The following is a 15,346-nucleotide window of genomic DNA, read 5'->3' on the forward strand; positions in this document are numbered from 1 at the left end:
CGGTCGACACCACGACGGCCCGGGGCGATCCCGGATTCCCGGGGGTCAGTGATCACTGCGTTTCACGGACGGCCTCCACCGCCTCCCGGACATCCGGGTGCGGGTCGTCAGCGAGACCGTCCAGCAGCTCGGCGACCCCGGGGGTGGACCAGCCGGCGACCGCCCGGACCAGGTCCGCTCGCACGCCGGGGTCGGGATGGGCGGCAAGGCGGGTCAGCTGGGCGAGCGGGCCCCGTCGGTACCGACCGAACCAGTGCAGTGCTTCGCGCAGCACGGCGGGGTCACCCGGGTCGCCGGCCGCTGCGACTCTCGCGAGCAGCGTTCCGGACCGTGGTGGCGGCCCGTCCAGCGGATGCGGCCGCCGCTCGCGCAGGCGCCGTCCCCCGTACTCCCCGCGCACCCGGCATCCGAAGCAGGTACAGGGGCGGACGCCGTGCGCGTCGGGCACGTACCGCCAACCCGCGACCTGTGGCACCGTGCGGATCCGGTGCACTTCACGCGGCCGGATCGCCCGGGGGACGAACACTTCCCACCCCCGTGGGTCGTCCAGCGCGGCTATGCGCCGTACCGCTTCGGCCGCGGGAACGGTGGACTGGGCATTCCGTGCCCGGTCCCCGTAGCGCCCGACCAGGACGGGCTGGTCGTCGTCCAGCCGTACATGGACGGCCATGAGTCCGCCCCGGCTGCCGAACCGGGCCAGTTCGCGCAGCCACTGGTGGGTGAGGGTGTACGACGGCAGCACCGGAAAGCAGTACACCCCCCGCAGATCGCCCTGTCCCCGGCTGACCGCCCGGATCCCGGACCGGCGGATGCGCGGTGTGTTCGCCGCCGACGCCAAGTGCACAAACATCGCCATGACCCGGCATGCTACGTGCCCACTCCACGGGGTCGCCCGGAGCGGCGGCGGGCCGGCACGCGACCTGCCGGGCGCGGTGGCCCCGTGCCGGTCGGGGATCATGTCGTCCTGTGATCACCATTCATCTGAAGTACGAGATCGATCCCGACCGTATCGAGGACTTCGAGGAGTACGGCCGCCGGTGGGTCGTGCTCGTCAACCGGTTCGGCGGCACTCATCACGGGTACTTCCTGCCCAGCGAGGGCGACAGTGACATCGCCTACGCGCTCTTCTCCTTTCCCGGTTTCGCGCAGTACGAGCAGTACCGGGCGGACAGTGCCACCGACCCCGAGTGCCGGGCGGCGTTCGAGCTGGCCCGTCGCACGGGCTGTATCCGGCGGTACGAGCGCCGCTTTCTGCGGCCCCTCGACCAGGAGGGAGGCGGAAGCGCCGGAGACTCCGCGCACTCATGACCGGCGAACCCGGCACCGGTGAGAGCGGGTCCACCGGCGGATGAGGCCGGGCCCGAGGACGCGTCGCCGCCCGTGACGGCCATCGGTCGTACGGGCGGCGGCGCGTTCCGAGGCGGGAGACGGTGATCCCGCGCTCCGCACCCTCCGGGTGAGGCTCTGCTCCCGCGCGCCGTGTCGTGCGACTGCCGGCCGCCCCCGGACGCGGGTAGACCTGGGCTCCCTCAACCGCACGGCCGAGCCGGCCCGCACCCATCAGGGAAATGCCATGAGCCTGACCATAAGATCCCGCTGGGCGGCAGCACTCACCACCGCCGCCCTGGCCACGCTGGGCGTCGCCGCTCCCGGGGCCGCGGCCCTGCCCCAGTCGGCCAGGTCGATGGATGTGCGGTGGGCGAGCGCCGACCCCGCGAACCATCCCTCCATCTTCGGCACCCTCACCATCGGCGGGATCTACACCTGTACCGAACCGGCCGGTACCACCGTGCCGGTCAGCTTCAGCGCCCTCCAGCTCATGCCCATGGCCATGCCGTCCGGCGCCGGCGATCTGCCGTGCGGCCCCGGAGTGGTCGACGCGCCCTGGAGCCTCACCAGCTTTCCCACGACGGATGTCCACTACGGATATGTCTCCGTGCTGACCACCTTCGACGGAGTGACGCTGTTCGCCGAAGAGTTCACCGTCTGATACGAGGGGGCCGTCCTCGGATCGGACGGTGACCACTCCGTGCGGGCCCGGTCGGGCGGCGGAGGTGTTCCGGAGAGGCACCGGCTCGCGGACGCCGGTGCGGTCACCGTCGTACGAGGCGACCCCGGGCAGCACCGTGCGAGACGGCCCAGGGCAGCACCGTGCGAGGCGGCCCCGGGCGGCACCGTCGTGGCCCTACGACGGGACCCGCCGCAGCGGCCAAACGGCTGTTCCGGTGGAGACACTTTCAGGGGGTTTGCCCGCCGGGCCGTCCGCTGTTCCGCCGACAGCTCCCTATCTTGGCGTTCGGTGAGTCGACTTCAGGCGACTCGACGCGAGGAGTGGCCATGCGCTGCCGGTTCCCCCGTCCTCTGCTCGTTCTGGCGCTGCTGCTGGGGGCGCTCGTCGCCCCCGGGCCCGCTGGTGCCCTGGCCGCCGCTCCTCTCCAGCCGCCGTTGGTCACCCAGGTCTTCCCTCGGGACAGCGCGGCCGATGTGAGTTTCGTGGCCGACACCGACCCCGTCATCACGGGTTTCCTGGTCACCGCGTCGCCCGGCGGCAGGTCCGTCCGGGTGCCCGCCGACGCCCGGACGGCCCGGGTCACGGGGCTGGCCAACGGGACGGCGTACCGTTTCACGGTCCGTCAGGAGGTCAGCCGGGGCCGCGCCCTGCTCTCGGATCCGTCCGAGCAGGCCACGCCCCGGACGGCTAGGCCGCCGGGGGAGCCGGTACTGGGCGCGGTGTACGCGCGGAACCGGGCGGTGGAGGTCGAGTGGACCGCTCCTGACGACGGCGGCGCTCCGATCAGCGCGTTCACCGTCACCGCCACCCCGGGCGGCCACCGGGTCACCGTCGGACCGGAGACGGCATCGGCGGCGCTGGCGGGGCTGGCCAACGGCACCGCGTACACCGTCGCCGTACGGGCCGTGAACAAGGCCGGGCCCGGCGCCCCCGCCGAGCAGAGCGGGGTCCGTCCCCGGCCCGACACCGCGCCCGCCGCGCCCCTCGATGTCTCCGCGAGCCCGGACGGCGGCCGGGACAGCGCACTGCGGGTGACCTGGACCCCGCCCGAGGACGACGGCGGCGCCCCGGTGACCGGCTACCGCGTCACGGCCGGGGGCACCACCGTCCGTACGGCTGCCCCGATCACCGAAGCGGTGATCGACGGACTCAGCCCGGACGAGGAGTACACCGTCTCCGTCACCGCCGCCAACGCCGTCGGCACCGGGCCCGCCGCCCGGACGGAGGAACCCGTCGCCCCCCGGGTCGACGTCGCCGCCCGTACCGTCGTCCTCTCCGCCGCCTCGATGGCCACCCTCACCGGGAAGGAACTCGGCGAACTGCGGTTCACCGGCCCCACCCGGCAACTCCTCGGGCTGCGCACGGGGCAGATCATCGTCGCGGACACCGGCCCCCGGGCCCCCGACGGCCTGCTGCGCACGGTGACCGGGGTACGGCGCCAGGGCACGACCCTGGTGGTGGCCACCGCCGACGCCGACCTGTCACGGGTCCTGACCGACGCCCAGGTGTCGGCAGCCGGGGAGTTGACCGACGAGGGAGCCGAGCCGGGCTATCTGCACCCGGGCGTACGGGCCGAGCCGGTCACCGTCGGCAATGATCTGGCCTTCGGACTGACGATCAGGCCCGGGGACAACACCCGGGAGTTCGCCGGTCTGTCCACCAGCATCAGCGGCACCGTCACCCTCGACCCGCACTGGGACCTCGTCGTCAGGACGACCGGGGAGACCGACCCGGACACCGGGGAGGACATCGGGGAGGTCACCGATCTGACCTTCGCCGCCGGTGTGGACGTCAAGGCGTCCGTCACCACCACGGTCGCCGGCACCGTCGGCGGCTCCAGCCAGGCCGTCACCCTCGCCTCGCTGCCCCTCGCGGCCATCACGGTCCCCATCGGCCCGGTCCCCGTCGTCATCGTCCCCACCCTCACCCTCAGCGCCCAGCTGTCCGTCTCCGGATCCCTGGAGTTCACCGCCACCGCCACGTACGAGCAGCACATCGGCGGCGTCGCCGACTACGCCCTCCAGGACGGCTGGAGCGGCCGGAGCACCACCACCGACCCGGTGGCGGACGTCACCACCGACCGGCTGTCCCCCAGCGTCACGGCGCAGCTGGACCTCCCCGCGGCGATCAGTTTCGAGCTGTACGGGGCGATCGGACCCGGCTTGCAGTTCGTCCCGTACCTCAAGTTCGTCACCGCACCGACCGAGAACCCGTGGGCACATCTCGACGTGGGCGTCCGGGTGGAGGTCACCGGCGGGATCAAGAAACTCAACCTGGAGTACGCCGTCCCCGTCGCCGACTTCTCCCGTACCGTGTGGAGCACCGAAGGCCCTCTCGCCGGCATCTACATCGAGGATCCGACGCGGGTGCTGCCCGCGAGCGGGAGCACCACCTTCACGGTGAGCCGCAGGAACTGGTGCGAAGGGCCGGTGTTCTGGAGCCTGGCCGAGGGCAGCCCCGGCACCATCAGCCAGGACGGCGTCTACACGAACACGGCCTCCGGTACGGGCCCGGCCCTCGCCAAGATCATCGCCACCCAGGCGCTGACCTCCAGCTGCCCCGGCACCCGCACCGAGGCGTTCGTCCGTACGGGCTCCACCGTCCCCTCCGCCCCCCGGAACCTCACCCTCGCCTACCAGGGTGACGACGCCGTGTTCACCTGGGACCCGCCGGAGAACGACGGCAACGGGGGCCGCCTCGTCTACAGCCTCGTCGCCGATGTACCCGGGGTGGACCCCGACGACTCGATCGTCTACTCCTACGACACCACGGCCACCCTCCCCGGCGCGGAGCGGAGTCTCCGGGCCGACGGAGGACGCTTCTGGGTCATCGCCGAGAACGACATCGGCACCGGCCCGCCCAGCAGCCCCGACCTGGTGGCCCCGCCCGAGGACTACTGACCGGCCGGACGGCCACCGAGCGGGTCCCACGGGCCCGGCCGGTGGCCCTGTCCTCCCTTCCCCTTCCCCTTCCCCCTGTCCCTGTCCCTGTCCCTGTCCCTGTCCCTGTCCCTGTCCCTGTCCCTGTCCCTGTCCCTGTCCCTGTCCCTGTCCGGACATGGTTCCCCCGCTGTTCGGGGAGAGGCCGATCCGGCCTCCCTGTAGAGCGTCATGACGTTCTGTACGAGGTCGGGGTGATCGTGAAGGTCGATGTCGAGGGCGTGCCCGACGAGGCCGAAGAGTTCATGGAGGAGCCGGTCGTACCGGAAGGGTGTCAGAAGGCCGTCACGGCGCTGACCGCTGGGGACCGCCGCGGCCCGGCGGTGGTTGCGGTAGGCGCTCACGGCCTCTCCGAGCCGCTCGGGCCATGGCATCCGGATCGCGACAGGGGTGGGGCGGCCCTCGTAGACCGCGCTGTTGACCGCACGCTCGTGAGCCTTGTGGGCCGCCTGGGAACGGTCGGCGCGCTGTTGCAGCCCGGAGACACCGCTGAGGCTCACCGCGAGCGCGGCGATCCGGTCGGCGTGGCGCGACGCCCAGGTGTGTTCCGTGTGACGGTCCCGGCGGGCGCGGGCGACCTCGACGCGCTCGGCCTGGGTGAGGACGTCGCCGGCCACATTGTCGAGATCGTCACGGAGCTGGAGGTAGCGGCGTTCGGCCGCCTGGCGGCTCCTGAGTTCCAGGGCATCGGCGATGCGGCTCCAGGTGACCTTCCTGGCCCGGGCGGCCTTCATGAGGCGCTGCTCGTCGAGGAGGAGCTTGTCGCGCAGGGTGCGGATGACGAGGAGTGCGGCGAGGAGGCTGGTCTCATCCAGCTCGTCGTCCTCATAGCGCGCCCATCGGATGATGCGGTCGTACTTGGCCGCCACGCTGGTCAGATCACGGTCCCTCACGGAGAAATCACTGGTGACGAGCGCCAGTTCCCCTGCCCATTCCTCGGGGTCCTGTTCACGGGGCGTGTGTAAATGCTGCCAGGCGGCCGAACGATTGCACTCCTCGCTCGGTCGGTATTGTGTCGTCTTCCGGACGACGCTTCTTGTCGTCTTTCGGACGACATTTTCCTGCAAGGACACGGACATCACCTCGGAAGGAATGAGTGGATTCTCAGTGGTGGTCATTGGCCCGCGAAGATGCCGGCAGGTCAGGGGGGACGGGCCGACGCCGCCGCCATGCCCGTAGTACGGCGCTGGCAGCAGCCCCGGTGGCCAGCGCCAGGACCCCCGCGAGGTACTCGGGCCCCACCTCACGCACAATGCTCTGAATCATCGCGTCCTGTCGCGCAAGCAGGGCTCCCGCATGCACGAATCTCCTCTCCGGTCGGCAGACAGTGCGGACGGTGGCCCGCGTCACCGCACTCGGCGATCGAGTCGATCCCCGCCACGGCTCTGCGACGCATGGGCATGGCTGTTACACCCTGTGCACAGGCAGCAGAGCGCACCGGCCGAGTTCCGTCCGTTGTCATTCATAAAGCGCGACCGGTGAAGCTCCCCGCGATTTCCGTAAAGCGCCACCCTTCGCCACCCCTCGCCGCTCGATCCACCGCGTACGCCACCGCATGCGCCACCGCATGCGCACCGCTGAAACGGAACTTCCCTTCGGCGTTTTCCGTTACGAAAGGAGATGGCGTCACCGAATCGAAAACCCGACCACATACGCGCGCGCGGCGACGGAGTCGGGATGGCGCGGACGGGAGTACCGGCCGAGCACGATGCCCACGCTCTCGGAACGGACACATCCCTCTCGGAGCGTGCCTCGACTACCGGTCGCGAGACTGGACATCCGTGGCCATGACCGGCCATGCCCCGCGGCCCAGCAGGTCGAGGACGAGTGCGGCGATGTTCCACGCGTCGTCCTCGCCGCGGTGATGGCGGCCGTCGAGAGGCAGTCCGGCCATCCGTAGGGCGTGGGCCATGCCGGGTTTCCCGCGCAGCCCGTAGGCCGTGGCGAAGACGGCCTTGGCGTTGGTGTGGGTGCGCTCGGTCGGATAGCCGAACGGGTAGGCCACCCCGTCGGCCCGGCTCTGCCGGGCGAATTGCCGGCGGTCGTACTCGCCCCAGCTCGCCCAGGGACGCTCCCCGGCCCCGTACTCCTCGACGAGGATCCGGCAGGCCTCGGCGAAGGAGACGCCCCGTTCCACCTCGGCCTGCGTCAGTCCGGTCAGTTCGGTGCAGAAGGCGCTCACCCGCGACCGGACAGGGCGGACCAGGACACGGTGCCGGGACACCCGGCGCCCCGCCGACACATCCACGACGGTGAGACCGATCTCGATGATCTCGTTCACCGAGCCGGGCGGCGGCTGCCCGTCCCAGCAGGTGGCCTCCACATCGATGACGTTCAGCAGGGCGGATTCGTGGCGCATGGGGCCGAGGGTAGGGATGCCCGCCCGGCTGCGGCACCCCAATTTCCGTGTGTCTGTGCCGACGCGGCCAGCACAGAACGCCCCACGCCCGCACGGGTGGAGCGCCCCGGTGGGCCCACCCCTGACAGGGAGGTGGGTTCAGGATGTCAGGAACGCGAGGAGCAGGAGCACGTACCCGGAGGAGAGCGCCGCGCCGGGGGCGGCGAGGATCAGGGTGCGGATGACGAAACCGGTGGTGAGGGGACGGCTCGCACGGCTCGGGTGCTCGGGGTCGTAGCTCAAGTCGACCGGCCCGAGGGGGTTGTTCGAGAGCCTCCGGATGGACACGACGGACGGGACGTGGGTCATGCGCCGACCGTCGACGGTGGTGAAGTCCATGGTGGAGAACACCCACCGGTGCGGATCCTTGGACATGAACACATGGCCGGTACAGGTGCCGACCACGCTGATCCCTCGCGTGCGCAGCAGCCACAGCGACCTGAACCGCCGTCCGGCCCGCCAGAGGACGAGGCCGCCCAGGAGGCCCGGTGTACCGAACAGGATCACGGCGAAGACGGCCAGTCCGGGATTGTCCAGCGTGAGCAGCCCGATCGCGGTGAGGAGGAGGTGGTGGAGCAGGATCAGCCCCGTGATGGTGAGCCCTCGGCGCCAGGCGGGGCCCATCGGGGTGCGGGCCGTCCGTGGCCGGACGTGGTGGTGGATCAGGGCATGGCCGTCGGGGGCGGACGGGGTCCGGGCGACGGCGGAGCCGAGCGGGCCGAAGAAGGCCTCGACGGCGGACCGGTTGGGGCCGCGCAGGGTGATGAGAGGTCCCAGGCCGTGGGTCGCGGCATCGGTGGGGCCGGAGATCGTCACGCGTATCGTGCCGTCGGACGACAGGTCGGCGGAGTCCAGTGCCCGGACCGGCACGGTCCAGGTCGAGCGGTCCCGTGCCACGGTGAGATGTTCACCGTCGAAGCGCGCGGTGGTCCCGCCACGGGTGAGGACGGTCACCGGGGCCCTCGACGGAGGGCTGTCTGAAGCCATGGGGCCGATGATAGGCCGGGGTCGGGAGGGGGCCACCCGGCCTGTCGCCGGACAGCCCCTCGACGGACCAGGCGCCCTGCGAGAACTCCGGGCGCGCCTCACAGCCGGACGGGCCGCCTTCCGCTCCTCCCGCTCGTGAGGCCACGGTCCGGCCGCTCCCCGGGGAGCGGGCTCACACGCCGCGCCAGAGGTTGGCGAAGGCCGCGCTCTCGATGGACCGCCGCTGGCGTACGGCCTCCAGCTCCATCACCGCGTCGTGGACAGCGGCCACCACGGCTGTCGCGGCCTCGTCGGCGAGGCCGGGCTCATCGGCGAGGCCGGGCTCGTCGCCGGAGGGTTCGGCGTCGGAGGGTTCGGCGTCGCCGATACCGACGGCCGCGGCGAGGGCGCCCAGGACGGGTTCCTTCTCCTCCCAGCGGGAGACCGCCCGGCGGCGCGCGGGCGTATCGGCCGGTTCCACCCGTCGCGCGCCGAAGGGCGAGGCGCCGCTCCGCCTGCGGATCAGCTCGCCGTCCTCCTCCAGGGCGGCCTGGTACGCGGCTGACAGATCCCGGCCCCGGCGCCACAGCCAGTCCTCGATCGTCTCGTAGGGCGCCTGCCGGGTGAGTCCGGACGCGGCCTCGGTGACGAGCCGGTCGTCCGGCGCCGGTGACCCCTGGGGCACGATGCGGTCGTTGTCCACGGCGACGGCCCCCGCGGCGATGAGATCGATCAGCTCGGCGCCCGCGAGTGCGAGCGACAGGTCACCCTGTCCCACCGGCTGTCCGGCTCCCGGGTCCATGGCGATGATGAACAGGTCTTTCGCCGTGGTCATGACGGCTCCCCTCAACGACATCGGCACAGGTACGTCCTCGCCGCCCGGCCCGCACGGGGCCTGCCCGGCGGTGGAGCGACTGCCACGATCAGTATCGTCCCCTCCCCCGGGGCCGAAGTCCCGTCACCGGGCGGCGGGAGTACGGGTGACGTCGGAACCTCGCCCGGGGCCGGATGGACCCCGCCGCGAGGATCCGGCGGGCGGGGCGGCGGGGCCTGTTGTCAGTGGCGGGTGCCACCATCGCCGTATGACCTCGATGGCTGAGACGGCGGCCGAAACCCCATTCGACTGGCGAGAGTTCCTCACCCGCTGGAGCGGGGAGTGGGCGGACGCCCAGGACCCCGATGAGCCGGATGACCCCGACGAGCCGGACATGTCTGATGATTTTGGCGCGTCGGACGAGTCGGACCGGAAGCTGATAGCGGCCCGGTGGCTCGGCTGTCCGGGGGCGTCGGACGCGGACATCGCCGCGCTGGAGGAGCGGATCGGGCATCGGCTGCCGCCGTCGCTCGACGCGTTCCTGCGGATCAGCGACGGCTGGGAGCCGGCGGACCACCCCGTCTACCGGCTGGCCGGCACCCGGGGCATCCATCCGCACGGGAACGCCCAGGGCCTCGCCGAGATCTTCGGGGATCACCTGGACGAGAACGCGTCGCCGCAGGAGCTGCTGGAGGCCGGGATGTGGCACCGGGCGTTCCATCTGGACGCGGAGACGGACGCGACGATGGTCCTGATCGATCCGCTGGACCGGGACGCGGACGGCGAGTGGGCGGTGTACGAGTGGGCGTCCTGGCGGGCCGCACCGCCCGAGCGCTTTCCGTCCTTCCGCCACTACATGCTGGAGCGTTACCGGTCTTTCCACCGCTCGGCCGTCCACAAGGCCGCTCAGGGTGAAGGACCGCCGTTCGCCAACGACACGACGCGGGCACAGGACGCCAGGGTGGAGCGGGCCCGGCGGGCGGCGCTGGGCGGGGAGTACGAGGAGGCCCTGTCCCTGCTGCGAGAAGCCGAGAGGTACGGGAGGCCGAGGGCCGGGCTGCTGCGGGGGCAGCTGGACTGTCTGCTCTCGGCGCATGCCCCGGCGTTCTCGGTCGACGCCCTCGCGGTCGACCCGGTGTACGCCCCTGATCTGCTGCCGGTGGCCGCCGTGGGCTTCTCCGTCGCCGACCGGCACCACAGCCACAGCGGCAGCGACAGTGACAGGTCGTGGCCGCTGCTCGCCCGCTGTCCGACACCTGCGACCCGGGCGACGGCGGAGGACGCCCTGCGGGCGGCGCGGGAGGGGACGTACCGCTTCACGGCCGACGGGCCGCTCGGGGAGGCGGCCGATGCGGCACGCGCGTTGGCCCGCTGGGGCCGGTGGAACGAGGCGTGGCGGCTGCTGTGGGCCGCGCTCCCCCACTGGCGGCCGCTGGGGCCGGACCATCTGGCACCGCTGGGACTGCTCGCGGATCCGGTACTGGGTCCGATGATCACCCCGGAGCGGGGGCGGCTGCTGCTGGCCCTGCCCCGGGGCGAGTTCGCGCGGCCCGGGCGGAAGCTGCCCGGTACCGCCCCGGGGGACGATCCGGTGGGTCTGTCCTGGCTGGAGGACGAGGTGCCGGACCGGTTCCGCGGGGGCTATCGGGCCGTGTTCGTCGCGGACCCCGATCCGGCGGGCCTGCCGGCCCGTCTGAAGGACCCCGGCGGGGGCGGCCCCGGGCCCGGCGGCCGGCCGCAGCGGGACGTGACACCCGGGCCGGACGGGTTGTATCCGCCCCTGAGCGGGTGGGACGCGGACTACCGGCTGGGCCTGGCGCTCGGCAGTACGTCGTACGACGACCGCGCGCTGGCCCGGATCGGGCAGGCGGCCCCCGGGTGGAGCTTCGCCTTCGACGGCGCCCCGAAGGACTTCGACGAGGGACGTTTCGTCTCCCCGGCCGCCGCCGCGTCGGAGGGGACCAGGGCGGTGGTCGTCTGGCACAGCGTCGACACCTTCGACCGGACCAGGACGCGTTTCCATCTCTCCGTCGGGGTCGGCGGCGAGGAGGTGTGCGCGTTCTCCGTGACGGCCGGGGGCGTCAAGCCGCACTGGACCGGGGAGATACCGCCGTGGCTGGCGCTCGACGGATTCCCGGCGACGACCGGGCAGTGGCGGGGTGCGGAGGATCCCTGGACGGAAGCGGACGACCCGAACACCCCGCCCCGGGGACTGCCGGGGACACGGAGCGCGCTGGGGGCCCTGGAGCGGGCCCTGGGGCTGACCCTGCCGCGCGCCGCCCTGCGGGAAGGTCCGCTGCACAGCTTCGTCACCCGTTCGTGGATCCGTCCGCCGGGCCCCGACGAGTCGTATATGACGATCGCCGTCACTTTCCACCGGCCGGACCCCGGAGAGCGCACATGAACATGCCTGTCCCGGCGCCTGATTCCGCTGTCTGAAATCTTTCCCTGCGGATGTCGGGTTCGATGCGTGAAACGACCAAGATGGCGGAAACTCTCCCTGTTCAGCAGGGTTCGACGGGAGAAAGCGGGAGAAAGTACATGGGATCAACGGGCACTTGATGGGCGTCTTTGAGCCATTCTTAGACTCTGCTGCAACGCGACTCCGCGGTGATCGCTCTTTCCCGCCGGGGGTGGGGAGCGGGGCCACTTCCGGCGTTGCGCCGTCCGAACCCGCTGAGCATGGGGGAGTCAGCTTGTTCACCATCGGACGTCCGGGCCGGGGGGCCGTGACCGTCACCACGGCGCTGGTGGCGGCGGCTCTCGTCGCCGGACTGACCAGCACGACCACGTTCGCGGACACCACCGGACCCGGCGTCGGCGGCCCGGCAGCCGCCACTGTCCCCGACGCCGCGCGGGGCGGCACCGGCACCGGGCTGCGGTGGGTCACCCTGATCACGGGTGACCGTATCGGCGTCGACGCCCGGGGCAGGGCGGTCTCCGTCGACCGGGCCCAGGGCCGCGAGAGGATACCCGTCCGGTCCTTCACCGACAGCGGGCGCACCTTCGTCGTCCCGGCCGACGCCGAGCGGCTGATCGCCCGGGGCACCCTGGACCGACGGCTCTTCGATGTCACCGGACTGAGCACGCCGGAGAGCCGCCGGGCCTACCGCAAGGGCCTGAAGGTCATCGTCGCGTACGAGGGCGGCGACGGACCCGCCGCCCGCAAGGGGGTCCGCGGCGACGCCGAGGTCCGCCGCACCCTGCCCTCCCTCAACGCCGACGCGGTCACGATCCCCGAGCGGGACGCGGGCGGGCTCTGGGACACCCTGACCCGGTCCGCCGCCGAGGGGGCGCGGACCACCCGTACCGTCCCCGGTGTCGCCAAGGTCTGGCTGGACGCGGTCCGCACCGCGCAGCTCGACACATCCGTGGCCCGGATCGGCGCGCCGAAGGCGTGGGAGGCCGGATACGACGGCACGGGTGTCACCATCGCGGTCCTCGACACCGGCGTGGACAAGAACCACCCCGACCTGAAGGGCCGGGTCGTCGGGGAGCGCAACTTCAGCGACTCCCCCGACGCCAGGGACCGGAACGGCCACGGCACCCATGTCGCCTCGACGGCGGCGGGCTCCGGAGCGCGCTCGGGCGGGAAGCACAAGGGTGTCGCCCCCGGGGCCAAAATCCTGAATGCCAAGGTGCTCGGCGACTCCGCCGGCGGCGAGGACTCCGGCATCATCGCCGGTATGGACTGGGCGGTGGCCCAGGGCGCACAGATCATCAATATGAGCCTCGGCAGCCCGGATCGGCCCGGTATCGACCCGCTGGAGGCCACTGTCAACAGGTTGTCGAAGGAGAAGGGCGTCCTCTTCGCCGTCGCCGCCGGCAACCATGGTTCGATCAACGGCCCCATCGGCTCCCCGAGCACCGCGGACGCGGCCCTCGCCGTCGGCGCGGTGGACGACGCCGGCCGGATGGCCTACTTCTCCAGCCGTGGTCCGCGCCCGGGTGACCACGGTATGAAGCCGGACATCACCGCACCCGGCGTCGACACCACCGCCGCGTTGGCGCCCGGCAGCGCGGCCGCCCAGCGGTACGCCGAGCGGCCGGCCGGCTATGTCGCCATGTCCGGTACCTCGATGGCCACACCGCATGTGGCCGGGGCGGCGGCGCTGCTGAAGCAGCGGTACCCGTCGTGGTCGGGCGGGCGGATCAAGGCCGCGCTCACCGCGTCCGCGAAGGACGGCGGCCATCATGTGTTCGCGCAGGGCGCCGGGGAGGTCGCCGCCGACCGCGCCCTGGAGCAGAGCGTCGTCGCCGACCGCACGGGCCTCTCCTTCGGTTCCCACCCGTTCCCGCACACCGACGACAAGCCCGTCACCCAGCGGATCACCTACCGCAACCTCGGCAAGCAGGACATCACCCTCGACCTGGCCGTCAAGGCCGCCGACGCGCAGGGCAGGCCCGCCCCGGCGGGGCTCTTCACCCTCGGCGCCGGGCAGGTCACCGTGCCCGCCGGCGGCACCGCCGCCGTCCCCCTGACCGCCGACACCCGGATCGGCGGCACCCACAACGGGACCTTCTCCGCCGCCGTCGTCGCGACCGGCGGCGGGCAGACCGTCCGTACCACCGCCGCCGTGGAGCGCGAGGTCGAGTCGTACACCCTGACCCTCAAGTACACCGGCCGCGACGGCAAGCCCAGCAAGGACTTCGGCGCCTCTGTCCACCCGCTCTCCGGCCCGGCCCGCGAGGCCCTGGTGGACGGGGAGGGCCGGACCTCCGCGACGTTCCGGCTGCCCAAGGGCGACTACGCCGTGACGGCCAGCCGCTACTCCGAAGCCGATCCGACCCAGGACAGCCTGATCCACCCCCGGCTGGCGCTGACGAAGAACACCACCGTCACCCTCGACGCCCGCCGCACCAAGCCCGTCTCGATCAGGATCCCCGACACCCGGGCCCCGCAGAGCGGCGGCAGGATGACGTACGCCATCAAGAAGGGCGACCGGACCGTCGAGAACAACACCGACTTCACCGGTGACCTCCGGACCGCGCAGCTGGGCCCGGCCCAGCCCACCGGCGTCACGTTGAGGGAGACCTTCCACGGCCAGTGGGAGCGGGGTGCGACCCAGTACAACGCCGCCTTCGGCGGTCCGGTCAAGCAGCTCGCCACCGGTGTGGACAAGAAGTTCAAGGCCGCCGACTTCGCGAAGCTCTCGGTGAGCGTGGGGGCCTCCGTCAAGGGCAAGCAGTCGTCCTCCACCGTGGTGAGCGGGCTGGACGGCTCCCTCCTCCACTCCGACCACACCTTCGCCCTGCCCGGCACCCGGACCCACCAGGTGGCCACGGGCGCGAAGAGCAACCGCTGGGCCGTCTCCGCGACCCAGACCGCCAAGGGCGCCGGAGCGGGGGACGACGCCGAGTACACCTCCGGGGTACGGGAGTACGCGCCCGGCAAAACCCACCAGGTGACCGTCGGCCGCGCCGTCCACTCGCCGATGACGCACCCGGGCAGCGGCGTCCTGCGCCGCGAGAACCGCATCCGGTTCGATGTGCCGCTCTTCTCCGACAGCGGTGACAACAGCGGCACATCCACGTACACCTCGGCGAACACCACGCTCCACCACGGCACCACCCTGATCAAGAGAAGCGGCGAGCCGCTGGCCGGCGAGACCGGCTTCCCCGTCTACCCGGAGGCCGCCGAGTACACCCTGGCCACCTCGGTGAAGCGGAGCCCGTCCGTCTCCCGCGTCTCCACCCGCGTGGACGCGTCGTGGACCTTCCGCAGCACCCGCCCGGCCGGGAACGACGAGGCCCGGACCCCGCTCTCGGCGGTACGGTTCGGTGCCCAGGTGGCGCTGGACGGTACGGTCCCGGCGGGCCGTACGGTCACCTTCCCGGTCACGGTGCAGGGCCCGGCGGCGGGCAAGGCGCTGAAGTCCCTGGCGGTCTCGGTCTCGTACGACAACGGCAAGACCTGGAAGAAGCTGACGGTGACCCAGGGCAAGGTCACCCTGAAGAACCCCGCCCGGGGGAAGTCGCTCGCCCTGCGCGGCGAGGCCACCGACACCAAGGGCGGCAAGGCGAGCGTGACCGTGTACGACGCCTACTTCGGCAAGTGACCGTGCCGGTGTACGCGATACCGCGCCCCACGCGCTGAGGGGTACGGCAGGCAGGGCCCCACCGCTCCGGCGGTGGGGCCCTGCCTGCCGTCGGGGGCACGGTCGCGGGTGCGGCTGTTGGAGTATGCGTGGTTATGCCCGGCCTGGGCGGGGGAAGGT

General features: G+C 72.2%; 10 protein-coding genes. 5 read left to right on the forward strand and 5 right to left on the reverse strand.

What is annotated here, in order from left to right; translation table 11 throughout:
• Positions 1–52: 52 nt before the first annotated feature.
• Entirely contained in the window at positions 53–856 is an 804-nt protein-coding gene (locus ABT354_RS25435) for a HEAT repeat domain-containing protein (RefSeq protein ID WP_351497731.1), read from the reverse strand.
• A 110-nt stretch (positions 857–966) separates the two neighbouring features.
• On the opposite strand from ABT354_RS25435, the gene ABT354_RS25440 reads away from it, so the two are divergent.
• The 3 genes from ABT354_RS25440 to ABT354_RS25450 all read left to right on the forward strand — a co-directional run bounded on the left by ABT354_RS25440 (position 967) and on the right by ABT354_RS25450 (position 4,911).
• The gene (locus ABT354_RS25440; protein ID WP_351497733.1) at positions 967–1,308 is read left to right on the forward strand and encodes an NIPSNAP family protein; all 342 of its coding nucleotides are present in this window, start codon (positions 967–969) and stop codon (positions 1,306–1,308) included.
• 265 nt (positions 1,309–1,573) lie between these two features.
• A complete protein-coding gene (locus tag ABT354_RS25445) occupies positions 1,574–1,990 on the forward strand; it encodes a hypothetical protein (protein WP_351497735.1) in 417 nt (138 codons plus the stop codon).
• Between the two features lie 347 nt (positions 1,991–2,337).
• A complete protein-coding gene (locus ABT354_RS25450; protein WP_351497737.1) occupies positions 2,338–4,911 on the forward strand; it encodes a fibronectin type III domain-containing protein in 2,574 nt (857 codons plus the stop codon).
• Here ABT354_RS25450 and ABT354_RS25455 read toward each other — a convergent pair.
• The 4 genes from ABT354_RS25455 to ABT354_RS25470 form a co-directional block, all read right to left on the reverse strand.
• A complete protein-coding gene (locus ABT354_RS25455; RefSeq protein WP_351497739.1) occupies positions 4,905–5,843 on the reverse strand; it encodes a hypothetical protein in 939 nt (312 codons plus the stop codon). The genes ABT354_RS25450 and ABT354_RS25455 overlap by 7 nt on opposite strands.
• Before the next feature lie 863 nt (positions 5,844–6,706).
• On the reverse strand, positions 6,707–7,309 hold the full coding sequence (locus ABT354_RS25460; RefSeq protein WP_351497741.1) for a 3'-5' exonuclease: 603 nt from the start codon (positions 7,307–7,309) through the stop codon (positions 6,707–6,709).
• Between the two features lie 138 nt (positions 7,310–7,447).
• Positions 7,448–8,335 (reverse strand): hypothetical protein, encoded by an 888-nt coding sequence (locus tag ABT354_RS25465; protein WP_351497743.1) that lies wholly within the window; start codon positions 8,333–8,335, stop codon positions 7,448–7,450.
• A gap of 172 nt (positions 8,336–8,507) precedes the next feature.
• Positions 8,508–9,149 carry a GOLPH3/VPS74 family protein gene (locus ABT354_RS25470; protein ID WP_351497745.1) on the reverse strand — a complete coding sequence of 214 codons (642 nt, stop codon included), beginning with the start codon at positions 9,147–9,149 and terminating at the stop codon, positions 8,508–8,510.
• Between the two features lie 247 nt (positions 9,150–9,396).
• Here ABT354_RS25470 and ABT354_RS25475 point away from each other — a divergent pair, with 247 nt between their 5' ends.
• Positions 9,397–11,532: an SMI1/KNR4 family protein gene (locus ABT354_RS25475; RefSeq protein ID WP_351497747.1), complete on the forward strand. Its 2,136-nt coding sequence runs from the start codon at positions 9,397–9,399 to the stop codon at positions 11,530–11,532.
• Positions 11,533–11,824: 292 nt separating this feature from the next.
• On the forward strand, positions 11,825–15,187 hold the full coding sequence (locus ABT354_RS25480; RefSeq protein WP_351497749.1) for a S8 family peptidase: 3,363 nt from the start codon (positions 11,825–11,827) through the stop codon (positions 15,185–15,187).
• Positions 15,188–15,346 lie beyond the last annotated feature (159 nt).

The organism is Streptomyces sp. NPDC000594 (assembly GCF_040299965.1).
GTDB lineage: Bacteria > Actinomycetota > Actinomycetes > Streptomycetales > Streptomycetaceae > Streptomyces.